This is a genomic window from Caballeronia sp. ATUFL_F1_KS39, assembly GCF_023630985.1.
Lineage (GTDB): Bacteria > Pseudomonadota > Gammaproteobacteria > Burkholderiales > Burkholderiaceae > Caballeronia > Caballeronia zhejiangensis.
Window position 1 is genome coordinate 1 of sequence record NZ_JALQDZ010000043.1, and the last position, 22,471, is coordinate 22,471.

The following is a 22,471-nucleotide window of genomic DNA, read 5'->3' on the forward strand; positions in this document are numbered from 1 at the left end:
GAGTCGTGCGCTGTACTTGCTCATGAAAAAACACCCCAAATCGTTGAACGGGTGTCCAACTTTTGGGGTGGAGTTCATGGTTGCGCGCTTTTTTTAGTTGACCGGCTCCATGCCGTGTTTGATCTTGGTCGCGTCGGTATCGCTCGAACCGAGAAACGCCAGGAACGCGCGAGCATCTTTCGATGCGCTTGCGTTCGCACCGATCGCGCCTTCGAATACCGTCTGCGTTTGAATCGCCGGCGGCAACATACCGAGCACGTCGATGCCTTCGACGCCGATCATCTCGCTCAACTGCTGGAAGCCGAGTTCGACTTCGCCACGCGCGATGAGCGCGCCGACAGCGACACCCGGCGGCGCCTGCACGATGCGCGATGCGATGCGTTGAGCGATGCCCCAACGCTCGAACAGACGCGTCAGATAGACACCGCTCGGCCCCGTCGAATAACCGATGGTGCGCGCCGCGAGCACGGCTTCGCGCACGGCGGCTTCATCGTCGATGGCAGGACGCCGCGCGCCCGCTTTCACCGCGATCGCAACGCCCGAACGCGCGATCCGCACGCGACTCGCTGCATCGACGTGTCCTGATGCCGCGAGCCGATCGATCGCATCCGAAGCGAGCACGACAATATCGAACGCTTCGCCCGCTTCGCCCGCTTCGATACGCCTGACCGCCGCGACGCCGCCCACCGATACGATCGCAATGCGCTGGCCCGACTGCGCTTCATACGCGCAAGCGAGATCGTTCAACACTTGGCGCGTGGCCATCGAAGAGATACCGGTGATGCTCATGCGCGTCAGTCGATATAGCGCAGGCCCGCTTTTTCCAGCGGTTCGCGCATCTTGTACATGTCGAGACCGAGCACGCCGCTTGCGAGCTTCGCGCGTTTTTCTTCCTCGAGCGCCTCGCGCGCAGTGGCTTTATCGAGCACCTGTTGCGCCGATGCGGACGGCACGACCACGACGCCATCGTCATCCGCGACGATCACATCGCCCGGCGTGACCCATGCGCCCGCGCACACGACCGGAATGTTCACCGAGCCGAGCGTCGCCTTCACCGTGCCCTTCGAGGAAATCGCGCGGCTCCATACGGGGAAGTTCATCTCCGTCAGCACGCGCACATCGCGCACGCCGCCGTCGATGATGAGCGCACGCGCGCCGCGCGCCTTGAAGCTCGTCGCGAGCAGATCGCCGAAGAAGCCGTCGGTATTGTCCGTCGTGCATGCGGCCACGACGATATCGCCAGGCTGAATCTGCTCGGCCGCGACGTGCATCATCCAGTTGTCGCCCGGTTGCAGCAACACGGTCACGGCCGTGCCGCTCACTTGCGCGCCCGCATAGATCGGCCGCATGTAGGTCTTCATCAGGCCGACACGGCCCATCGCTTCGTGCACGGTCGCCGAGCCGAGTGCGCCGAGCCTGGCGGCCGCATCCGCATTCGCGCGATTGATGTTGCGATACACCACACCCAGTTCGTACATATCAACGTCCCTTTGCTTTGAGCGCCGCATCGAGGCGCGGATACACGCGGCGCGCGTTGCCTTCGTAAATCTTGTAGCGCGCTTCCGGCTCGATCTGCGCGGCTTCGACGTAGCGCTTCGTATCGTCGAAATAGTGTCCCGTTTCAGGATCGATGCCGCGCACCGCGCCGATCATTTCGCTTGCAAACAAAATGTTGTCGACGGGAATCACGCGCGTCAGCAGATCGATGCCCGGCTGATGATAGACGCAGGTATCGAAGAACACGTTGTTGAGCAGATGATCCTTCAACAAAGGCTTTTTCAGCTCCTGCGCGAGTCCGCGGAAACGCCCCCAGTGATACGGCACCGCGCCGCCGCCATGCGGAATCACGAACTTGAGCGTCGGAAAATCGCGGAACAGATCGGACGTGAGGCACTGCATGAACGCGGTCGTATCGGCGTTCAGGTAATGCGCGCCCGTCGTGTGAAAGCACGCGTTGCAGCTCGTGCTCACATGAATCATCGCAGGGATGTCGTACTCGACCATCTTCTCGTAGATCGGATACCACGAGCGATCCGAAAGCGGCGGGCTCGTCCAGTGCCCGCCCGACGGATCCGGATTCAGGTTGATCGCGACATTGCCGTATTGCTCGACGCACTTCACGAGCTCGGGAATGCACGTCGATACGTCGACGCCCGGGCTCTGCGGCAACATCGCCGCCGGAATAAAGCTATCGGGAAACAGTTCGCTCACGCGATAGCACAGCTCGTTGCAGATCGCGGCCCACGTGCTCGACACTTCGAAGTCGCCGATGTGATGCGCCATGAAACTCGCGCGCGGACTGAACACGGTGAGATCGAGGCCGCGTTCGCGCATCAGGCGCAATTGATTGCTTTCGATCGATTCGCGCAGTTCGTCGTCGCTGATATGCAACTCCGAAGCAGCCGGCATCTCCGATGGATTACTGATGCCGGCGATCTGCCGGTTGCGCCACCCTTCGAGCGCTTTTGGCGCGGTCGTGTAGTGGCCGTGAATGTCGATGATCATCCCTTACTCCAGGTACTAGTGTGCTGCAGTCGTTTGTGCGTGTGCTTCGTCGGCACGCGTGCGTTGTGCGACGAGAATCGATATTGCCGCGAGCGTCGCGGGCACGGCGAGCATCGCGAGGATCGCGCCGAACTCCCAACCGAGGCCGAGCAACGCGCCGCCGAATGCGGAACCGAAGATGCTGCCGAAGCGGCCCATGCCGAGCATCCAGCTCACGCCGGTTGCACGCGCGACGGTCGGATAACGTCCCGGCGCGAAGGCGTTGAGACCGGTTTGCGCGCCGCTCATGCAAAAGCCCGCTGCGAACACGAGCACCGCGAGCGACGACGACAGCGCGCCGATCCACGCCAGTCCGAGCACGCACACCGCGCCGCCGAGATACGCCGCGCTGATGACGGGCGCCGGACGCGCCTTGTCCATGATCCATCCGACGATGATCGCGCCGATCGTGCCGCCGATCTGGAACATCGCCGTGACGTTCGCCGCTGCGGAAACGGTGAGGCCCGCGTCCTTCATGAGCGTCGGCAGCCAGCCGGTCAGCAGGTAGATCACGAGCAGGCCCATGAAATACGTGACCCACAGCGCTGCCGTCATCAAACCGTAGCCGTGCGAGAACAACACGCCGATGGGCTTCTTCGTCGGCAGCGGAGGCTCGTTCGATACGAACGTTTCGCTACCATCGAAACGCGCGCCGCACACGCGGCCGAGCACCTTGCCGATGCGTTGCGAGGTCGCGCCGCGCACCGCGAGCAGACGCGCGGATTCAGGCAGCAGCCAGATTTGCAGCGGGATCAGCAAGAGCGGCAGCGCGCCGCCGAAGATCAGCACCGAGCGCCAGCCGTGCACCGGAATCAGCCAGCCCGCGACGAAGCCGATCAGCGCGGAGCCGAGATTGAAGCCGGTGAACATGATCGTGATGAGCAGCGCGCGCTTGCGTTGCGGCGCGTATTCGGAGAGCAGCGTCGTCGTGTTGGGCATCGCCGCGCCGAGACCGATGCCGGTCAGTACGCGCAAAAGCGCCATGCTGGAAGGCGAATTCGTGAACGCGGTCGCGATCGTGAAGACGCCGAAGAGGAATACCGAGGTGATCAGAACCCACTTGCGCCCGATGCGATCCGATGCCGGTCCCGCCGCCAGTGCGCCGATCACGAGACCGATGGGCGCCGCGCTCATCACGAGGCCGAACGCGGGCCGCGAGATATGCCAGTCCGCGATGATCGATGGCGCGACGAAGCCCATGATCGCCACGTCCATGCCGTCGGCCGTCACGATGAGAAAGCACAGCGCCACCAGCAGCCACTGGTAGGCGGAAATCGGGCGTTCGTCGATGAAGCCCTTGATGTCGATGGTTTTACCGCTAGTCATGTTTGTCTCCTGTCCCCTGTTGGCCGGAGTCGGTGCTTCTGCGCTTACTCCGGTCCCATGCAACGCGTTCGTGTTTAGCTTCTGGCCTTTTCCGCTTTGTCCCAGTCGAGCTTCTCCGAGCCTTTGCCCGCGACCGAATACAACGCGCCCGGTGCGTTGCGCGTCTTTTGAAACGCTTCGAGCGTTTCGCCGCGCATCGCGGCGTAGATATGCAGATTCGATATGCCCGTCACCGCGCCGAGCTTTTCGAGCATGAAGAAGATCACGCCGTAATGAAGCAGGCCGCGCCAATCGCGCCGGCGAATGAGATCGCGTTCCTGCTCGGAAAGGCCCGCTGCTTCGAAGCTCGCTTCTTCATCGGCCTTGAATGCCTCGCGATGCGCGGGCTCGACCATGCGATGCAGATAATCGTTGATGCGATACGCGCGCACTGCCGTTTCAATCGAGAACGGATACGTGCCTTCGAGCTTCTCGACATCGGTGAGCTGAACGGCCATCTTCTGACGATGACGCTCGACGATCGCGGGCTTGGTCTCGCTGTCCTCGCCTTCGTAGATCGCGGTGGCGATGCCTGCCATCGACGGAAGGTAATAGCTGCGATGCTTGCACACGACGTTCGACGAAAGCGCACCGCGCATCGTCAGCCACATGATGACTTCGGCGCCTTCGTAGCCGCCGAGCGCCGCATATTCCGCGATGGTCATGTTCGCGAGCTGCTCGGGATCGCGCTCGAAGAGATCGAGGAAGCGCGCGTCCCATTCCGTGTTGTTGAAGCCCGAGCGCTCGCCGTGAACCTGATGCGAAAGACCGCCCGTCGCGAGAATCGCGACCTTGATGTCTTCCGGATAACTTTCGATCGCGCGGCGCAGCGCCTGCCCGAGCTTGTAGAAGCGGCGCGCGCTCGGCACGGGCAATTGCAGCACGCCCATCTGCAGCGGCACGAGCTTGACCGGCCATTCGGGCTTGTGCGGGCACAGCATCGAAAGCGGCGAGAAGCAGCCGTGATCGAGCGCCTTGTTCTGGAAGAACGACATGTCGAATTCATCGGTCATCAGCGAAGTGCCGATGTGCGCGGCGAGTGCGGGATGACCTTTGATCGGCGGCAGATCGCGCGCGCCGCCGCCTTCGTCCGCGACGCGCCATTCGGGACCGACGCCCAGCGCGAAGGCCGAATAGTGATCGAAAAAGAACGACGTGACGTGGTCGTTGTAGATCGTGACGATGACGTCGGGCTGCTTTTCCGCGAGCCAGTTCGCGAGCGGCGCGAAGTTCTCGAAGATCGGCGCCCAGACGGGATCGTCGCGCTTGTTCTTGTCGAACGCGAAACCGATGGTCGGCGTGTGCGAGGCGGCGATGCCTCCGATGATCCGTGCCATGTGCGCTACTCCTTCAGAATGCGTGGCCGAGCGGGCTTGCTTTAGGGAAACTGAAGCCGAAGGGTAGCGAGGAAGGAGGCAGGCCGGGTACTACGCGTAAACCAGAACTTTGCCTTTACGCATGGGGTTTTAGAGGCGCGGAAGGCCGCTGGGACGCGGCGCGCGGCGAAGCGCGCAAGGGCCGCGTCGCCGATATGCCGATAAACAAAACTGATGGCTCGTGAAAGAGGACGCAATTCCGGCCGAGCGACCGGACGATTGAAAACGTTCCGGCGAATCTACATTCCCCACCTGAGCGATGGCGTATGCACGGGGCTGTCCCAATGCCGCTTCATTTCATCGTCCAGCACGCACAAGGTGATCGACGCACCGGCCATTTCCAGCGACGTCGTGAGCGATCCGACCTGCACGCGCGTGACCGCGAGACCGCGCTGGTGCAGCCACGAGCGCGTGGAATTGAACAGCAGATACAGTTCGCCGAGCGGCGTGCCGCCCAGCCCATTGATCAAGACCAGCAGCTCCGAGCCGTTCCCCGGTTTCAGATCGGCGACGATCGCCGTCAGCAGCTCTGCCGCGATCGCGTCGGCGGCGGCAAAGCGCGTTCGCCGCCGCCCTGGCTCGCCATGAATGCCGACGCCGACCTCCATTTCATCGTCGCCGATCTTGAACGTCAGCGTGCCCGCTGCGGGCACGGTGCAACTCGAAAACGCGACGCCCATCGACGCCGTATGCTTGTTGATCCGGTCGCCGAACGCCTTGCATTGTTCGAGATCCGCGCCGCTCTCGGCGAGACTGCCCACCAGCTTCTCGACGATCACCGCACCCGCCACGCCCCGCCGGCCCGTCGTATAACTGGAGTTTTCGACCGCGACATCGTCGTTGATCAGCACCATCGCATTCGCCAACTCCGACATTTCGGATGCCATTTCGAAGTTCATCAGATCGCCGGAATAATTCTTCACGATGAAGAGCGTGCCCGCGCCCGTATCGACGGCCTTGGCGGCTGCCATCATCTGATCGGGCGTCGGCGAAGTAAACACCTGGCCAGGGCACGCGGCGTCCAGCATTCCGTACCCGACGAAGCCGCTATGCAAGGGCTCGTGTCCCGAGCCGCCGCCCGAGACCAGCGCGACCTTGCCCGGCTTCAACGTCTTGCGCCGCACGAACACAGGTTCGTGATTGAGCACGACGAGATCGTCATGCGCGGCGGCGAATCCGGCAAGGCTCTCAGTCAGAAAGTCGTCGACATGGTTGATGAACTTTTTCATGGCCTGCGCTCCTTTCACTCTCTGTATTGCGCGAGCCGCGCGCATACCGCACCGATCATCAACTGGCTCGACCGTGCGCCGGGATCGATATGCCCGCGCGCGCGCTCGCCGAGAAACGACGCGCGCCCCTTGGTCGCGAGCATGTCGCGCGTCGCGAGCATGCCTTCTTCAGCCGTCCGCGGCAGCGCATCGAGCACGGCTTCGCGCGGCGCACTGCGCTCGGCCAGTTCCATGAAGCGCGACGCGACAGGGATGAGCACGTCCATCATCGTCTTGCTGCCGGTGCCGGCCTTGCCTCGCTGGGCAACGGCATCGACGCCCGCGGCGAAGATCCGCGCCGCGTCCGCCACACTCAAGGTGTCCGCGTTCTGCGCCGCCTTCGCCATGCCATGCAGCAACGAAAAGAACAGCGGCCCCGACGAACCGCCCACCGTCGACAGCAATTTGGAGGCGGCCTGGTCCAGCGCGGGCGCAAACGCCTCGGCCTCGATAGCGGCGCGCATCGCAAACAGCGCATCCATGCCCCGCAACAGGTTGAAGATATGATCGCCGTCGCCAATCTGCTGATCGAGCGCGGCGATCTCGTCCGTATGTTCCTTGAGCGTCGCGTGCGCGGCTTCAATGCACGCCATGACCGTTTTCCCGTTCATGCCGGAATCCTCCTGCCGTCGGAGCGGAAATAGAGAAGACTGCGCAGAGGTAGCGACACGCCGACTGTCTGCCCCGGCGTGAAATTGCGCTCGGTCATGGTTGTCGCGACGATGGCGGTGCCGTCGCGCTCCATGATCAACAGATGCCGCAGCGGAGAATATTCGAGCACGCGAAGATTGAGCACGTCGCGCGTATCGTGCGCGTGCAGCACGATGTCTTCAGGACGGATCGCGACCGTCGAGGTGCCTGCGGGCATCGTGGCAGGATCGAACAACACGGGCGGCAGCAAGTTGATGGGCGGTGAGCCGAGACGTTGCGCGGCGCCTAGCGAAGCCGGATTGCCATATACGTCGCGCGGCGCGCCCACCTGCACGATGCGCCCGTGTTCGAGTATGCCGATGCGGTCCGCGAGCGTGGTCGCTTCGACCTGATCGTGCGTCACGTAGATGATCGTGGCGCCGATCGTGCGATGCAGCCGCTTCAGTTCTATCCGCAGTTCCTCGCGCAACTTCGCGTCGAGCGACGACAGCGGCTCGTCCATCAGAAACACCTTGGGCTGACGCACGAGCGCGCGTCCGATGGCCACGCGCTGCATCTCGCCGCCCGACAGACGCGTCGCCAGATTGCCGAGCTTCGACTCGATATGCAACATCTGCGCGACCGACTGCACGCGCGCGGTGACTTCCGCCTCGCTCACGCGCCGCCGCGGGGAGCGCAGCGGAAACGCCAGGTTGCCGAACACCGTCAGATGCGGATACAGCGAATACTGCTGAAAGATGAAGGCGACGTCGCGGTCCGCGGGATGCATGTCCGTCGCGGCGGCGCCGTCGATGAATATCTCGCCATCGTCGGGCCGCTCGAGACCTGCGATGAGCCGCAACGTAGTAGTCTTGCCCGCGCCGCTCGGACCGAGCAACACGACGAACTCGCCCTCCTTCACGTCGAGCGACACATCATCTACCGCGACGATATCGCCGAATCGCTTCGTCACGCCACGCAAGCGAATTTCAGACATAAGCGCCTCCGTTGCCGCTTCCGTTGACGGCCATCTGCCGCGCGGCGCCGGGCAGCAGCTTGCCGCTCGATGCGTCGTAGAGGAGCGTGCGCTCCTTGGCGAACGACATCCCGACCTGGGACCCCGCCACCAGTCCTTCGTCCTTGCCGACCCGCACGCGCATCACGCCGAGTGCCGTTTCGACGACGAGAATCTGATGCGAGCCGAGATATTCATCCGCGATCACGCGTCCACGCAACGCACCGCGCTCGTCGATCACGACATGCTCTGGCCGCACGCCGAGCAGCGCTTTCGCCGCGGACGTAGCCGTGCGCGGCACGGACACGGCGACGCCGGAGAGCGAGACCGATTCCGCGCCCGCTTCGACGCCGCCATCCACCGCCAGGAAATTCATCGGCGGGCTGCCGATGAAGCTGCCGACGAACACGGTCGCTGGAAAGTGATAGACCTCATGCGGCGACGCCGATTGCAGCACCTCGCCGCCGCTCATCACGACGATGTCGTCGGCCATCGCCATCGCTTCGCGTTGATCGTGCGTCACGTAGACCGTCGTCGCGTTGAGCGCGTTATGCAGCTTGCGCAACTCGAGGCACATCAGTTCGCGGAAATCCGCATCGAGCGTGCCGAGCGGCTCGTCCATCAGAAAAGCCTTCGGGTGCCGGACGATCGCGCGGCCCAGGGCGACGCGTTGCCGATCGCCGCCCGACAGCCCGCCCGTCTTTCGGTCGAGCAGACTTTCGATGCGAAGCATATGCGCGGCCGCATCGACGCGCGCGGCAATCTCGCGGCGCGCAATACCCTCGTTCTTCAGCGGAAAAGCGATGTTGTTACGTACCGTCATATGCGGATACAGCGCGAACATCTGGAACACGAATGCAATATCGCGCTGACGCGCACGCAGCCCCGTGACATCTTCGCCGTCGATCAGAATCTGGCCCGAAGTCGGCAGTTCGAGCCCGGCGATCATGCGCAACGTCGTCGTCTTGCCGCAACCGGAGGGTCCGAGCAGCACCACGAAGCGGCCGTTGCTCACGGTGAGATTCGTATCGTGTACGGCAGTGAAGTCACCGAAGCGCTTATGAAGGTTGGATAGAACGATCGTCGACATGGCTCACTCCGGGAAGTGACTCGTCACGACGAATGCCAGCGCACCCGCCAGAATCACAGGGAACGACCAGGTATAGAGATCGACCGTGAACGGCTGGACGAGCATCGCAATGCCGAGGCCGATCAGCACGGTCGATGCGCCCTCGCCGTAGCGCCTGCGGAACAGACGGCGGCGCGGCATGACGGGCTGGGCTTTCATTTGCGTACCGCTCCGAAGGTGATCCCGCGCAACAGATGCTTGCGCAGCACAACGGTGAAGATCAGGATGGGCAGCACGAACAGCGTCGTCGCGGCCGCGACCGCTGGCCAGTCCTGCCCGCCCTCGCCGATGATGAACGGAATGAACGGCGGCATCGTCTGCGCGTCGCCGCTCGTCAGCAGCAATGCGAACGCGTACTCGTTCCACGCAAAGATCAGACAGAAGATCGCCGTCGCAGCAATGCCGGTGATCGCCTGCGGCAGCACGACCTTCACGAAGGCCTGCAACCGCGTGTATCCGTCGACAAGCGCCGCTTCCTCATATTCGCGAGGGATTTCGTCGATGAATCCTTTGAGCAGCCACACCGCCAGCGACACGTTCACGGCCGTATAGAGCACGATCATGCCGAGGTAGCTGTCGGCGAGGCCGAGCGTGCGATACATGAGATAGATGGGAATCGCCACCGCGATGGGCGGCATCATTCGCGTGGACAGTATGAAGAACAGCAGATCGTCGGCGAGCGGCACCTTGAAGCGCGAAAACGCATAGGCGGCCAACGTGCCGAGAAACACCGCAAGAAAGGTCGAGCCGAACCCGATCACGAGCGAATTGACGAAGCGCGGCAGGACCTTCGACGGCCCTGCAATCACCATGTTGCGCTTTCGGACATCGCGGTCGTACCAGGTCTCTGCGGGCGGCAAACTCGCGATGAACTCCGGCGTCTGCCGCGAGCGGATCGTGAAAAGATTCACGTAACCTTCCATCGACGGATGAAACACGACGACGGGCGGATACGCGATCGCATCCTCCTGTGTCTTGAAGCTCGTCAGGATGATCCAGACGATCGGCAGCGTCGCGATGAGCGCATACGCGATCACGACGACTGCGGCAAACGTCTTGCTGCGCGGCGATGCAGCCACCACCGACTGTTGAAGGGCGAGGTCTGTCATCGCTGTTTCACCCGGTTGAGCGCCTTCACATAGATGTTCGCCGCACCGAACACGACAACGAACAGAATGATCGCGAGCGCGGACGAATAACCCGTCCTCCACTTCTCGAAGGCTGCGCGCTTGAGCGTGATCGACACGGTTTCCGTTACGGAGCCCGGCCCGCCCGATGTCAGCAGATTCACCATGTCGAACATCTTGAAGTTCTCGATCCCGCGAAAAAGGATCGCGAGCATCAGGAACGGCAGCGTCATCGGCAGTGTGATCGACCAGAACTGACGCCATGGCGAAGCGCGATCGACTTCGGCCGCTTCATAGATGTAGTCCGGAATCGAACGCAATCCCGCCAGGCAGATCAGCATCACGTAGGGCGTCCACATCCATGCATCGACCATGACGATCGTCCACGGTGCGAGCGGCACATCGCCGATCATCTGGAACGAGTTCGGCGGAATGCCCGTGAAAAAGCCGACGATGTCGTTGAAAAGACCCGTTTGCGGTTGCAGCAAAAAGGTCCAGAAGTTGCCGACGACAGCGGGCGAAAGCATCATCGGCAGCAGAATCAGCGTGGTCCAGAAACTATGGCCGCGAAACTGCCGGTTGATCAGCAGTGCGAGCCCGAAGCCGAGCAGCACTTCGAGTCCGACCGACCAGAAAACGAAGCGCGCCGTCACCTGCATCGCGTACCAGATGTCTTCGTCTGTGAGTATGTCCGTGTAATTGTCGATGCCGACATTGCGCGCGGGCACGCTCGGCATATTCGACTTGAAGTTCGTGAATGAGAGCCGCAATGCCCAGATCAACGGAAAGATGTTGATGGCGAGCAGCAGCACGATAGTCGGAAGAATGAACAACCACGCGATGGTTCGGTCAGACAGTCCGCGCAAGCGCGCGGCCGCGCGCGTCTGGGCTTTGGTCTGCAACCCTTCCGGAGGAAAAGGCTTGTTTGCCAACATGCCTGACTCCTTGTTGTCGCGGACCGGCGAGATCGATCGGCTCGCCGGCCCGCGCGTTCATGTGCGGTAACGCTAGTTCTTCCCTTCCGCCTTGAATACTTTGTTCCAGTCCTTGACGAGCAGATCGAGCGCTTCTTTCGCCGTGCCCTTATCCGCAACCACATAGTCGTGCACGCGCTTTTGCATGTCGAGCAACAACTCGGCATAAGTAGGCTCGGCCCAGAAGTCTTTCACTATCGACATCGACTTCAGGAATGCAGGCGCAAATGGCGCGCTCTTCGGAAAGTCCGGCGCGTCCACCACCGACTTCGCGGCCGAGTAGCCGCCGAGTTGCCACCACTTCTTCTGCACATCGGCTTGCGCGAACCACTTGATGTATTCGAGCGCGTCGGCCTTGTGATCCGAGTACGACACGACGGATATGCCTTGACCGCCAAGCTGCGTGAACTGTTTCGTTTCCTTCGGATTGACGAAGAAGCCGATCTTGTCGCCGCCGACATTCGGATCCTTGTACAGGCCGGGGAAGAAGGCGAACCAGTTCATCTGCATCGCGACCTGCCCCGACTTGAACGCATCGAGCCCTTCCTGCATGTAGGCGTTCGTCATGCCGGGCGCCGTGCAGCACTTGTAAAGCGCCTTATAGAATTCGAGTCCCTTTATCGCGCCTGGCGAATTCACGAAGCCCTCCAGGTGATACGGCTTCTTCGGGTCCTGGTATTCGAAGCCGAAGTTATAGAGCATGTTGGTCACGCCCATTGTGATCCCTTCCGAGCCGCGCTCCGTGAAGATATACACGCCATACACGGTTTTGCCGTCGATCTTTCGTCCCTGAAAGAACTCGGCTGTCTGCTTGAGTTCGTCCATTGTCGTGGGCGGCTCGAGTTCGCGCTTGTACTTTTGCTTGAACTCCGCGCGCAGTTCGGGCCTCGCAAACCAGTCTTTGCGGTAGGTCCAGCCCACGGCGTCCGCCATCGCGGGCAGCGCCCAGTAATTCGGCGTGTTCTTCGGCCACTCTGCGTAGCCGACGACGGTCGCCGGCACGAAGTCGTCCATCGAGATTTTGTTCTTGTCGAAGAAATCATTGAGCTTGACGTAGTGTCCATTGACCGCGGCACCGCCAATCCACTGACTATCTCCGATGATGAGATCGCACAGCTTTCCATGCGAATTCAGTTCGTTGAGGAAGCGGTCCGCATAACTCGTCCACGGCACGAACTCGAACTTCATTGCAATGCCGGTTTTCGCCGTGAAGTCTTTCGATAATTCGACGAGCGCATTGGCGGGGTCCCATGCGGCCCAACATAGCGTCAACTGCTTGCCCTGCGCATGCGCCGCCGATCCGAAGCTCAGTCCCAGCGACGCGACGAGCGCCGCTAATACCCTTGATGACGTAAGACGTAACATGTGTCTTCTCCTTGTCTCTGTCGGGTCTCAAACTGATGACAGACAGCGCCCATGCGCCGGACGCTGCATATGAGCTCTGGCGGACCGAAGCGAACTGTCCGCGTGTCGCGAGCTTCAGGCATGCGCATTCTCACGAAGATAGATACGGGTTTCGGGCGTCGGGATGGAAGGCACGCCGCGCACGTCGTTCAGGAAGTTGAGAGCGGCGAGACCGGCCCAATGGACAATGCCGCGCACGTCCTGATCGAGGATCACGTCGATCGCCCGCTCCGACAGCAGCGCCCGCGTATCGGCCGTGCACTCGTGGCCGATCAGTACGACGCGCGCCTTGTCGCCCGATTCCTGCAGCGTCGACGCGATGCCGGAAATGCCGCCGCACGTCACATACACGCCGACCAGATCCGGATGTCCCGCCGTCAGTCCTTGCACGGCGAGTCCGGCGCTGTCGTCGTCTTCGGCGAAATCGGGCTCCGTGAGCCAGCGCAGGTTGCGAAAGTCCTCTTCGAGCACCTGGGAAAAACCCGTCCGACGCTCGAGCTGATCGTGCAGACGCGACGACGCCGACAGCACGGCGACCGTGCCGATGCGCGAACCGACGAAGCGGCCCATCAGCAGACCCGCCGTTCGTCCGGCCATGCGGTTATCGACACCCACGTACGTGGCGCGCGCACTCGACGGCAAATCTGAAAAGACCGTAACGACGGGCACGTTGGCATCCATCATGTCCTGAATCATCCGCTCGACCCATGGGTAATCGAGCGGCACGAGCACGAGCGCGTCGTAGTCGATCAATTGCTGTGCGAGTGAGATCGCGTCGCGCTGGCTGGACAGGTCGCAACGGTAAAACGACGAGACAAGACGATGCTCGCGAAAGAAGCTGGCGGACAGCGCGATATCGCGTTCGACTTGATCGAGAAAGCGGGAATTGATTTGCGGTAAGACGAAGGCGACCCGGAACGATGTGGTTTTCGCAGGCCTGCCGCGGCTTGCGCGTTCGTCGCGCAGCGTGGCCAGCGCGAGATGTACACGTTCGGCCGTTTCGGGGCGCACCCCCTGGTCTTCGCGCAGCACACGATCGACCGTTGCCACGCTCACCCCGGCGCGGCGCGCAATCATCATACGTGTAGCTGGCATGGGTCTCCTCCGGTGCCAGGCGAAGAATCGTTTTATGAACTCAAGATAGTTTTCTGCGCGGAGAATGCAAGCTTTTTTCACGCGTTAAATGCATCATTTTTGCCAGCATGCACCGTTGGATCTTTTCTCTATGTGCTTAATTTCGGCGCTTGTCTCGGCGTTGGATTCGCATTTGTGTGCCGATCAGAACGGATCTGTCATTAGTCATCCTTATAACGTCAAGAAAAGGGTGAACCGATGGCTGCCCCCCTCCGCTACAAAGGCCGCCGAGCGACACAACTCCGATTGACTTCCATTATCGAACTGGACCCGATGAGGGCGAGGGTCCGGTCGATTTCCTCTTTGATCATCGCGATGACATCGGACACACCGGCCTCGCCTTTCGCGGAGAGCCCGTACAAAGTGGCGCGCCCAAGCATCACGGCCGTCGCGCCCAATGCGACCGCCTTCACCACATCGGCCCCTCTTCGGATACCACTGTCCAGAATGAGATCGGTGGTCGGCGTCGCATCGGAGATGCCCGGCAATGCGTCGATCGGCGCAGGAAGATCCGCGAGCTGTCGTCCGCCATGATTCGAGACTATGACACCGTCGGCGCCGATTTCCACGCATCGCGCGGCATCTTCAGCCGTCACGACGCCCTTGACGAGCAGCTTTCCGGGCCAGTCGTCGCGCAAGCGACGGAGGTCGTCCCAGCTAAAGCTCGCGTCCATTTCCCGCCGCAGCACCGCAGCCTGGGAGGCGGTATCAGAGGCGTCATCGGTCGCGAAGTTCTTCAACTGCGGCATACCATTCGTCAGGTAGGACCACAGCCAGCGGGGATGCGAAATGCCATCGAGAGCGCCTCGTGGAGTGACTTTGAATGGCATAGCAAACCCGTTTCGCAGATCGCGCTGCCGGAATCCATTTACCGCGACGTCCGTGGTCAGGATCAACGTCGAATAACGAGCCTCTCGCGCTCTCGTGACCAAGCTCTTCGCCACATTCCGGTGTACTACGTATAACTGGAACCACAAGTCTCCGTCCGCTCCCCTTGATACCTCCTCGATCGACATGTTCGACGCGGTAGAGAGTGCGAACGGGATTCCAGCCTTGCTTGCAGCGCGTGCAAGCGCAAGATCTCCGTCGGGCCAGAACGCACTATTCAGACCTGTCGGCGCGATCACGAGCGGCGACGAAATTTGTCTCCCCAGAAGCTCGGTAGACTGCGCACGCTCGCTCACATCGACAAGACGCCGGGGACGCAATTCCCACTTGTCAAAGGCGGCACGATTGTGCGTCAGGCCGGACTCGTCGTCGGCCCCGCCTTCGAGATAGTCGAATACCATCCTCGGCAACCGACGCCGAGCCGCGGAACGATAGTCACCGACGGAGAAGATATGGGGAAACGCTCTTGCCATGATTGTGTCTTGCTTGACCGAACTGGAAACGTGGGGAAGAAAGCAATTTCTTGGCGTGTGTCACGGGCCGTCGAGCGACGACAGAGGAAGACCAACCGCAGTTGCGACTGGCAGACGGAGCGAGAATGCGCCGCTCATGCCAGCCGCCGACCTCGCGCTACTCAGTGACGACTTGCGTGACCAGCCGCTTCTGACGAAGCGCCGGGATATGGTTTCTGACCTGCGACAGCGAGATCAGTACCAACAGCATGGCGACCCCGAGCATCGCGAGATAAAGGGACGCTCCGCCCACGGTGATGACGACGGCGCCGGCGAATGCGCTGAGGATCGCACCGAGTCGTCCAAACGCGAGCGCCGAAGCGAGGCCGGTTGCTCTCACGCGAGTCGGATAGACATACGCACACAAGGCGTACATCGTCGACTGAACTGCATTGACGAAGAGACCGTGGACGCCCAGACCGATAACCAAGAGGCTCGTGTGACTCGCCACATCAACGCCTCGCAAAAAAAGGGCGCTCGCACATCCTCCGGCGCAGCACACCAGGAGCGGCCAACGCGAACCAAAGCGCGTGATGGCCAAGGCGCAGATGAGTGCCCCGAAGACGCCGCCGAGGTTATATGCGGTCAGGCCCGAACCGGCAAGTGCCACGGGAAGCCCTTCGGATGCGAGCATGGTCGGCAGCCAGCTAAAGGCGGCGTAGACCGCGAGCAGGCACATGAAAAACGCACTCCAGATAGCAATCGTGTTACGTCGCTGAGCCGGCTCGAAGAGCGACCCGAAGCCGTCGCGTTGTTCGAGCCTTTGCTCGGCGGCGTCGACGAAAGTCGTCTGCGCACTAATCGGCCGCGACATTCTCGCAAGGAGCGCACGCAACTCGGTCCAGCGCTGTTCCTTGCGAGCGAGAAAGCGGGGAGACTCCGGGAACACGAAAAACAGCAGAATGCCAAGGGCCAAGGGGATCGTGCCACCGATGAAGAACAAGCCACGCCAACCGAAGGTCGGCAAGACGGCACCGGCGAAGAACCCGGCAAGCATGCCCCCGAGCGGCACGCAAACGATGGTAGACGTGACGGCGAGCGTGCGGCGACGTGCCGGGGTGAACTCTGCGGTCATCGTCGTGGCACTGGGAAGCGCTCCGCCGATGCCCAGGCCCGCGATAAAGCGAAGCGCGGCGATCATCGGTATGTCTTGCGCAAGCCCGATGGCGCAGGTTGCCGCGCCGAACACCACGACGCTACCGATGAGCGCCCAGCGCCGGCCAAACCTGTCGGCGAACAAGCCAGCGCACGCGCTCCCGACGCCCATGCCAACCAGACCCGCCGCCACGGCCGGCGCGAACGCATTGCGCGTTATGCCCCATTCTTTGATGATGGTGGGAATGGCGTAACCGATGAGCTGGCCATCGAAGCCGTCCATGATGATCGACAGTGCGGCCAGGCAAACGACGAACTTCTGAATGAGCGTAAAGGGGCCGTCGTCGAGAAGACTGCCGATGTCAGCAGTCTTCGAAGCGCTGAAGGTCTGCGGATTCATTGCTCGACCTCCGCGCACACATTCGATGGTCTGTCGATTGCAACAAGGTCCGCGACGTCGCGCGGGAGCATGGCAAAACATATCTTCATGGCGATGTCTCCTGGGTACGCTGCGCCGGGTCGATCGGCGCGTCTTTTGATGCATGATCGCGGACGTTTGTTGTTCTCGGTTGACGTGCCCGCGGCTACCTACTTCGCAACGGCTGATGCGTTTCGCGCGTCGATAAGCCTGACGAGCTTTGCCAATGTCTCCGTGTGCGGAACGGACACGTTGATGCTGCGGGCCACTTCAACGACTGCGCCGTTGATGCCTTCGATCTCTGTCTTTCGCCGGGCCAGAACGTCTTGCAGCATCGACGGCTTGTGCCCCTTGTGCTGTTCGATCGCATGAACGATGTTTGTCGAGCACACGCTCAGATCCGCGGAAACGCCGCTGACGTTCGCCACTGCGATGACCTCGGCGGCCACGGTCAGTGCCAGGCTCTTGCTGTCCTCCAGCAGTCCAAGCTGGTCCACCGTCGTTCCAGTGACCGCACAGATGCTGTTGAGCGCAGCGTTGAACGCCACCTTTTCCCAGATAGCTGCCCAGACGTTGTCGTCGATCTGACAATTCAATCCGGCGGAATTCAGAGCCTCGGCGACGGCATTGACTTGGGAAGTGCGTTCACCGTCGGCGCTCATCATGCGAATTCTCCCTTCGCCGTGACTGCTCACCGAGCCAGGACCGACAAGGTCCGCTGGCCACGTGGTAACGCCAACAAGCACGTTGGAGAGCGGCACGAAGTCTCGAATCGCTTCGACGTTCCCGAGTCCGTTTTGCAGCGTGAGCACGGCGGTTGTCTCGCCGAGCAGATGCTCGATGCCGGACAAGGCCGCGCGCGTGTGCATCGACTTCGTGAAGAGCAACAGCAAGTCAGGCGGTTTATCCGTAGCTTCGGGTCGTATCGCGTTGATGTTCGTGATTGCGCGAGTATCGTCATCCATCTCCAAGCGGAGGCCCTTCGCACCGATAGCGTCCAGATGCGGTTGATTGATGTCGATCAGCGTGACTGAGTGACCGGCTTCCGCCAGGCGGCCGCCGAACAACGACCCCATCGCTCCTGCACCGAGTACGGCGATTTCCATAGTTGACATGTCGACCGCGGCTGCGGTCTTACCTGAGTTGTCGAACGAGTTGACGAGGGTGACAGGGACGTAACTCAGAACGGATAGTGTCGCGGCGACGTTTGCACAGTGACCCAGCGCAAGTCGGTAAAAGCGGCAATGCCTGCCTGTCCGCCGAAGTGGCCAAAGCCACTACCTTTGACGCCTCCAAACGGCATCTGCGCTTCGTCGTGGACGGTTGGCCCGTTGACGTGGCAAATCCCGGATTGGATGCGGCTCGCCACCCGCATCGCGCGCGCGACATCGCGACTGAACACGGCCGCAGCGAGACCGTATTCGTTATCGTTAGCGCATCGGATCGCTTCTTCTTCGCCGTCGACGCGCACGATTGCCTTGACAGGGCCAAACGTCTCTTCGTTGTAGATCCGCATGTTCGGTCCAACGTTATCGACGAGCGTTGCAGGCATAAGCGTGTTCTCTGCTTTTCCCCCGCAGACCATCGTCGCGCCTTTGTGCAAGGCGTCATCGATCAAGGCGTTGCATCGTTGTACCGTCGCCATATCGACAACTGACCCCAACACGACCGGCCCCTTTCGAGGGTCGCCGAGCGGCAGCGTCTTAACCTTTTCACCGAGCTGAAGAACAAACTCGTCGGCGATCGCGCGATCGACGATGATGCGCTCGGTGGACATGCAGATTTGTCCTGAATTCGCGAAGGCGCCGAAAGCGGCAGCATCGACCGCTGCCGCTATGTCGGCGTCGTCGAGCACGATCAGCGGGGCCTTTCCGCCCAGTTCGAGAACAGACGGTTTGAGATGCCGTGCGCAGCTTTCCGCGATGATTTTCCCGACCTTTGTCGAGCCCGTGAAATTGACACGTCGGATAGCCGGATGCGAAATCAGCGCTTCGACAACCGGACCTGCATCGGCAGGCGCGTTCGTGACGAAGTTGACGACGCCTGCGGGCAATCCAGCATCCATGAAGGCTTCCGCGATGAGTGCGTGCGTCGCCGGGCAGATTTCCGAGCCCTTCAGTACCACCGTGTTACCGCACGCGAGTGGAAGCGCAACCGCACGGACGCCAAGGATGACAGGCGCATTCCACGGCGCAATCCCGAGGCATACGCCTGCGGGTTGCCGAACCGCCATCGCCACGCTGCCGGGGACGTCGGACGGAATGACTTCGCCTGAAATTTGCGTGGTCAGTGACGCTGCCTCCCGCAGGCCGTCAGCGGCCAATCGCACATTGAAGTCGGCCCAGATGCGCGAAGCGCCCGTTTCGGCCGCCATCGCGGAAGCAAACGCCTCCGCCTTCGCTTCGAGCGCTTGCGCCGCGCTAAGGAGATAGGAACGACGCTGGGTCGGGCCCTGCTGAGACCAATGAGCAAACGCGACGGCAGCTGAATCCACTGCATCACGAACGTCGTCCAGCGTACACGCAGGGGCCACGCTTGCGACGTCCTGATCCAAGGGGTTAGAACGTTGGAATGTCGCGCCATTGCTCGCGCCGACATGCGCTCCGTTGATAAGCATCGAAATCGTCTTCATAGTCTCCGCCTTATGTTTCTCTTTTCCTGTAGGCCGTTCAGGCAATCACGACCTCGACAAGACGCGGCTCGCCCGCCTCGAGGGCTTCCTTCAGGTTGTCCGCGAGCTCCGCGGCGTTCGTGACACGGAGACCTTTACAACCCATGCCCTGGGCAAGCAACACGAAATCCAAGCCGGGAAGATCAGTGCCCTGAACAGCGTCGTCGGAAGCGAATCCAAACACCGGCGCAAACTCTTGAAGCGCGGCATAGCGCTGGTTGTTCAGAATGACGAACGTGATCGGCAGACGCATCTGCACCGCGCTATAGATCGCCTGGATCGAGTACATGCTCGAGCCATCTCCGATCAATCCAATCACTTTGCGATCGGGAAGAGCGAGCGCGACGCCGACCGCTGCAGGCATGCCGTAGCCCAAGCCGCCGCTAGCCATCGTGAAAAACGTATTGCTCTTTGTGAACGGCAGATACCGTTGCATGACCGGGCGAGAACTCGGTGCCTCTTCAACGACAACGTCGTTCGGGTCGCGAACCTCCGCGAGGGTTTGCAGCGCGAAGGCGACGGACATCACGGGCGACGGCTCGGCACGGGGCGCTCTTGGCCGAGGCTCAGGCAAAGGACGCGTGTCTGGCGCCGCACGCGCAAGCAAGTCAAGCAAGCCGAGGCGGACGTTGCCGACCACCGCAGCCCCTCCGGGCGTCCACGCCGCGACGTTGGGGTCGTCGATGAGTTGATAAAGCGCCGCGCCCGCCGGCACGTGCGGGCCTGTACCTTCGACGTGATACGAAAAGGCAGGCGCGCCAAGGACGCAAACGACGTCATGCCCATCGAGCAGCGAGACGATCTTTTCACGCATCGCGGGAAGAAATCCCGCGAAAAGTCGATGGTCCTCGGGGAACGAACAACGCGCGCTCATCGGCGCGACAAAGACGCGTGCGTTATGTCTCTCGGCCAGCTGAACGACTTCCTTCCATGCGCCCGCCCGGTCGACTCCCGCACCTACCACGAGAGCCGGCGTTCTCGATGCGTCCAACGCTGCGCCGAGTTTCGCCAATGCCTCCGGGTCGGGACGAACCGAGTTGCTGACAGTCGCGCGCTCATGAAACTCCGCAGGCTGGTCCCAGTCATCCACGGGAATTGAAACGAAGACAGGCCCACGCGGCTCCTGCATTGCGATGTGATACGCGCGCTCCAGCGCGCGCGGCACGTCTTGCGCACGCGCGGGTTCGATCGCCCACTTCACGTATGGCTTGGGCAACTCGACTGCCTGTGCGGCGGAAAGGAACGGGTCGAACGGCAAGATCGAACGGGCTTGTTGACCCGCCGTGATAACGAGCGGCGTCTGATTCTTGAATGCCGTGAAGATATTGCCCATCGCGTTGCCGACGCCGGCCGCAGAATGAAGGTTCACTAACGCTGCGTTTCCAGTTGCTTGCGCATAGCCATCGGCCATCCCGACGACTGCCGCTTCTTGTAACCCCAGGACGTATCGGAAGTCGGCAGGGAAGTCCCGAAACATTGGAAGCTCCGTCGATCCAGGGTTAGCAAAGATCGACGTCATCCCCAGTTCGCGCACGAGCTTAATGACGACATCCCTAACGGTGGCTTGTGTCGACGGACTGCTTCCTTCGCCTTGTTTGTCGCTGCCTGTCATTGCGATTCCTCTTTGGTTCAAGAGCGTTTCTGCTCTTCGGTGAAACGAGTATGGATTTCCGAGACATGCTTGAATATTGCTTTTTTGCGCGGAACCCTTTACCTTCAGGTAAAGGCTCGGAGCATTCGCGAAATGTCATATGTTGAAGTAAGTGGCTGTTTTTGATGCTCTTTTCCAAGCCCAATTTGAGTTGATGGCCAATGCCGTAGGCCAGTGTCCCTAGGGAACACCCCAACGAACTCATGAGCTACAACCTCCATCAATTGCATGCTTTTACGACCATCGTGTCGTCCGGCAGCCTCGGAAGGGCCGCAGCGTCGCTCAATGTGACTCAGCCAGCACTCAGTCGAACGATCAAGCGTCTGGAGGAAGATGTGGGCGCGCCGCTCTTTGAGCGGCACGTCAAAGGCATGCAGTTGACGGATATTGGCGCTGCTTTGCTGCCGCATGCTCAACTTCTATTGCGCGAGGCAGAAAATGCGCGCGAAGAGATCGACGCGATGCGCGGACTCGCCAAAGGAACGATCAAGGTGGGAGCGGTTGGCAGTCTCGCTGCCCACTTCCTTCCTTTGGCGGTCGATCGTGTCTTGGAGAAATGGGGCAACTTGCACGTCGAAATCATCGAAGGCGTGTGGGACCGCCTTGCGGAGGGGCTCATCAATTACGAGATCGACCTCGCTCTAAGCACGGCCACTAATGACAGCGACGAGATCGTGGCCGTACCTGACTGCCGATGGGAGGACAACAGCTTCGTCGTAGCAGCTTTCAGCCATCCATTGCGCAAGAAACCCAAGCTCACTCTCGCCGACACATTGACCGCGCGGTGGGCCATCCCGCCCAAAGGTACAGCCCCTTATGAACACATGCGAGAGACGTTTCTCTCTCGCAACCTCGACATGCCGGATATTGCCGTCCGGACGCGCTCGGTGACCGTGCTTAAAAGTCTGGTAGCCGAATGCTCGTTTCTGAGCTGGATGCCGGAACCGATGTACGACTCCGAAAGCAAGGCAGGGATCATGGGGACTCTGCCTATTCCGGGCGTTCGCGCCGCCAGAACATTGACAGCGTTTCAGCGCCGCGACGGGATACTGCCGCGTCCAGCCGCGCGTCTGCTCGACGAACTCAGAAGCCTGACCGAGGGCGGCATGGCGTTGCGGACCACGCGATAAGCCAAAGATTGCCATCGAGTTCGGAATCTCGGGAACTGCGTTAGGAAATAATCTAAATCCTCCGCCTGATTCGATTTAGTCTGCGCAAGCGCCCAGCGGCCGGGCCAAAATCAGTTTCAAATACCAAGTTAGAAATAGTT

20 protein-coding genes are annotated in these 22,471 nt (G+C 61.3%); 1 reads left to right on the top strand and 19 read right to left on the bottom strand.

The features are described 5' to 3' along the window. Positions 1 to 93: 93 nt before the first annotated feature. The 19 genes from NCR93_RS22845 to mdlC all read right to left on the bottom strand — a co-directional run bounded on the left by NCR93_RS22845 (position 94) and on the right by mdlC (position 21,162). On the bottom strand, positions 94 to 765 hold the full coding sequence (locus NCR93_RS22845) for a substrate-binding domain-containing protein (RefSeq protein ID WP_250532287.1): 672 nt from the start codon (positions 763 to 765) through the stop codon (positions 94 to 96). Between the two features lie 29 nt (positions 766 to 794). Then, on the bottom strand, positions 795 to 1,478 hold the full coding sequence (gene ligK / locus NCR93_RS22850) for a 4-carboxy-4-hydroxy-2-oxoadipate aldolase/oxaloacetate decarboxylase (protein ID WP_175982593.1): 684 nt from the start codon (positions 1,476 to 1,478) through the stop codon (positions 795 to 797). A 1-nt stretch (position 1,479) separates the two neighbouring features. Beyond that, positions 1,480 to 2,505 (bottom strand): amidohydrolase family protein, encoded by a 1,026-nt coding sequence (locus NCR93_RS22855; protein ID WP_008348613.1) that lies wholly within the window; start codon positions 2,503 to 2,505, stop codon positions 1,480 to 1,482. Positions 2,506 to 2,520: 15 nt separating this feature from the next. After that, on the bottom strand, positions 2,521 to 3,870 hold the full coding sequence (locus NCR93_RS22860; RefSeq protein WP_034472432.1) for an MFS transporter: 1,350 nt from the start codon (positions 3,868 to 3,870) through the stop codon (positions 2,521 to 2,523). Positions 3,871 to 3,944: 74 nt separating this feature from the next. Then, positions 3,945 to 5,246: a gallate dioxygenase gene (locus NCR93_RS22865; RefSeq protein ID WP_008348615.1), complete on the bottom strand. Its 1,302-nt coding sequence runs from the start codon at positions 5,244 to 5,246 to the stop codon at positions 3,945 to 3,947. Positions 5,247 to 5,524: 278 nt separating this feature from the next. After that, positions 5,525 to 6,514: a dihydroxyacetone kinase subunit DhaK gene (gene dhaK / locus NCR93_RS22870; protein WP_175982594.1), complete on the bottom strand. Its 990-nt coding sequence runs from the start codon at positions 6,512 to 6,514 to the stop codon at positions 5,525 to 5,527. A 14-nt stretch (positions 6,515 to 6,528) separates the two neighbouring features. After that, positions 6,529 to 7,164 (bottom strand): dihydroxyacetone kinase subunit DhaL, encoded by a 636-nt coding sequence (gene dhaL / locus NCR93_RS22875; RefSeq protein WP_008348928.1) that lies wholly within the window; start codon positions 7,162 to 7,164, stop codon positions 6,529 to 6,531. Continuing rightward, the gene (locus NCR93_RS22880) at positions 7,161 to 8,180 is read right to left on the bottom strand and encodes an ABC transporter ATP-binding protein (protein ID WP_175982595.1); all 1,020 of its coding nucleotides are present in this window, start codon (positions 8,178 to 8,180) and stop codon (positions 7,161 to 7,163) included. The genes dhaL and NCR93_RS22880 overlap by 4 nt, the downstream gene beginning before the upstream one ends. After that, the gene (locus NCR93_RS22885) at positions 8,173 to 9,288 is read right to left on the bottom strand and encodes an ABC transporter ATP-binding protein (protein ID WP_034472427.1); all 1,116 of its coding nucleotides are present in this window, start codon (positions 9,286 to 9,288) and stop codon (positions 8,173 to 8,175) included. Before NCR93_RS22885 ends, NCR93_RS22880 begins: the two co-directional genes overlap by 8 nt. Positions 9,289 to 9,291: 3 nt before the next feature. Then, the gene (locus NCR93_RS22890) at positions 9,292 to 9,486 is read right to left on the bottom strand and encodes a hypothetical protein (RefSeq protein WP_008348936.1); all 195 of its coding nucleotides are present in this window, start codon (positions 9,484 to 9,486) and stop codon (positions 9,292 to 9,294) included. Further along, entirely contained in the window at positions 9,483 to 10,436 is a 954-nt protein-coding gene (locus NCR93_RS22895; protein ID WP_175982596.1) for a carbohydrate ABC transporter permease, read from the bottom strand. Before NCR93_RS22895 ends, NCR93_RS22890 begins: the two co-directional genes overlap by 4 nt. Beyond that, a complete protein-coding gene (locus tag NCR93_RS22900) occupies positions 10,433 to 11,389 on the bottom strand; it encodes a carbohydrate ABC transporter permease (protein WP_008348939.1) in 957 nt (318 codons plus the stop codon). Before NCR93_RS22900 ends, NCR93_RS22895 begins: the two co-directional genes overlap by 4 nt. A 72-nt stretch (positions 11,390 to 11,461) precedes the next feature. Continuing rightward, a complete protein-coding gene (locus tag NCR93_RS22905; protein ID WP_175982597.1) occupies positions 11,462 to 12,793 on the bottom strand; it encodes an ABC transporter substrate-binding protein in 1,332 nt (443 codons plus the stop codon). A gap of 114 nt (positions 12,794 to 12,907) precedes the next feature. Then, the gene (locus NCR93_RS22910) at positions 12,908 to 13,927 is read right to left on the bottom strand and encodes a LacI family DNA-binding transcriptional regulator (protein ID WP_175982598.1); all 1,020 of its coding nucleotides are present in this window, start codon (positions 13,925 to 13,927) and stop codon (positions 12,908 to 12,910) included. A gap of 254 nt (positions 13,928 to 14,181) precedes the next feature. Continuing rightward, on the bottom strand, positions 14,182 to 15,327 hold the full coding sequence (locus NCR93_RS22915) for an alpha-hydroxy-acid oxidizing protein (RefSeq protein WP_175982599.1): 1,146 nt from the start codon (positions 15,325 to 15,327) through the stop codon (positions 14,182 to 14,184). Between the two features lie 157 nt (positions 15,328 to 15,484). Next, positions 15,485 to 16,861 (bottom strand): MFS transporter, encoded by a 1,377-nt coding sequence (locus NCR93_RS22920; RefSeq protein WP_175982600.1) that lies wholly within the window; start codon positions 16,859 to 16,861, stop codon positions 15,485 to 15,487. A gap of 188 nt (positions 16,862 to 17,049) precedes the next feature. Next, complete coding sequence (locus NCR93_RS22925) at positions 17,050 to 17,985, bottom strand: ketopantoate reductase family protein (RefSeq protein ID WP_279613062.1); 936 nt, start codon at positions 17,983 to 17,985, stop codon at positions 17,050 to 17,052. Positions 17,986 to 18,059: 74 nt separating this feature from the next. Then, positions 18,060 to 19,511: an aldehyde dehydrogenase gene (locus NCR93_RS22930; RefSeq protein WP_175982602.1), complete on the bottom strand. Its 1,452-nt coding sequence runs from the start codon at positions 19,509 to 19,511 to the stop codon at positions 18,060 to 18,062. A gap of 37 nt (positions 19,512 to 19,548) precedes the next feature. Beyond that, complete coding sequence (mdlC, locus tag NCR93_RS22935) at positions 19,549 to 21,162, bottom strand: benzoylformate decarboxylase (protein ID WP_175982603.1); 1,614 nt, start codon at positions 21,160 to 21,162, stop codon at positions 19,549 to 19,551. Positions 21,163 to 21,404: 242 nt separating this feature from the next. On the opposite strand from mdlC, the gene NCR93_RS22940 reads away from it, so the two are divergent. Further along, on the top strand, positions 21,405 to 22,331 hold the full coding sequence (locus NCR93_RS22940; RefSeq protein WP_175982604.1) for a LysR family transcriptional regulator: 927 nt from the start codon (positions 21,405 to 21,407) through the stop codon (positions 22,329 to 22,331). Positions 22,332 to 22,471: the final 140 nt, after the last annotated feature.

What these genes read in the sequence shown, in the direction of transcription:
- NCR93_RS22845 (WP_250532287.1), bottom strand. Translation starts at nt 765, where the DNA reads ATGGCCACGCGCCAAGTGTTGAACGATCTCGCTTGCGCGTATGAAGCG.
- ligK (WP_175982593.1), bottom strand. Translation starts at nt 1,478, where the DNA reads ATGTACGAACTGGGTGTGGTGTATCGCAACATCAATCGCGCGAATGCG.
- NCR93_RS22855 (WP_008348613.1), bottom strand. Translation starts at nt 2,505, where the DNA reads ATGATCATCGACATTCACGGCCACTACACGACCGCGCCAAAAGCGCTC.
- NCR93_RS22860 (WP_034472432.1), bottom strand. Translation starts at nt 3,870, where the DNA reads ATGACTAGCGGTAAAACCATCGACATCAAGGGCTTCATCGACGAACGC.
- NCR93_RS22865 (WP_008348615.1), bottom strand. Translation starts at nt 5,246, where the DNA reads ATGGCACGGATCATCGGAGGCATCGCCGCCTCGCACACGCCGACCATC.
- dhaK (WP_175982594.1), bottom strand. Translation starts at nt 6,514, where the DNA reads ATGAAAAAGTTCATCAACCATGTCGACGACTTTCTGACTGAGAGCCTT.
- dhaL (WP_008348928.1), bottom strand. Translation starts at nt 7,164, where the DNA reads ATGAACGGGAAAACGGTCATGGCGTGCATTGAAGCCGCGCACGCGACG.
- NCR93_RS22880 (WP_175982595.1), bottom strand. Translation starts at nt 8,180, where the DNA reads ATGTCTGAAATTCGCTTGCGTGGCGTGACGAAGCGATTCGGCGATATC.
- NCR93_RS22885 (WP_034472427.1), bottom strand. Translation starts at nt 9,288, where the DNA reads ATGTCGACGATCGTTCTATCCAACCTTCATAAGCGCTTCGGTGACTTC.
- NCR93_RS22890 (WP_008348936.1), bottom strand. Translation starts at nt 9,486, where the DNA reads ATGAAAGCCCAGCCCGTCATGCCGCGCCGCCGTCTGTTCCGCAGGCGC.
- NCR93_RS22895 (WP_175982596.1), bottom strand. Translation starts at nt 10,436, where the DNA reads ATGACAGACCTCGCCCTTCAACAGTCGGTGGTGGCTGCATCGCCGCGC.
- NCR93_RS22900 (WP_008348939.1), bottom strand. Translation starts at nt 11,389, where the DNA reads ATGTTGGCAAACAAGCCTTTTCCTCCGGAAGGGTTGCAGACCAAAGCC.
- NCR93_RS22905 (WP_175982597.1), bottom strand. Translation starts at nt 12,793, where the DNA reads ATGTTACGTCTTACGTCATCAAGGGTATTAGCGGCGCTCGTCGCGTCG.
- NCR93_RS22910 (WP_175982598.1), bottom strand. Translation starts at nt 13,927, where the DNA reads ATGCCAGCTACACGTATGATGATTGCGCGCCGCGCCGGGGTGAGCGTG.
- NCR93_RS22915 (WP_175982599.1), bottom strand. Translation starts at nt 15,327, where the DNA reads ATGGCAAGAGCGTTTCCCCATATCTTCTCCGTCGGTGACTATCGTTCC.
- NCR93_RS22920 (WP_175982600.1), bottom strand. Translation starts at nt 16,861, where the DNA reads ATGAATCCGCAGACCTTCAGCGCTTCGAAGACTGCTGACATCGGCAGT.
- NCR93_RS22925 (WP_279613062.1), bottom strand. Translation starts at nt 17,985, where the DNA reads ATGGAAATCGCCGTACTCGGTGCAGGAGCGATGGGGTCGTTGTTCGGC.
- NCR93_RS22930 (WP_175982602.1), bottom strand. Translation starts at nt 19,511, where the DNA reads ATGAAGACGATTTCGATGCTTATCAACGGAGCGCATGTCGGCGCGAGC.
- mdlC (WP_175982603.1), bottom strand. Translation starts at nt 21,162, where the DNA reads ATGACAGGCAGCGACAAACAAGGCGAAGGAAGCAGTCCGTCGACACAA.
- NCR93_RS22940 (WP_175982604.1), top strand. Translation starts at nt 21,405, where the DNA reads ATGAGCTACAACCTCCATCAATTGCATGCTTTTACGACCATCGTGTCG.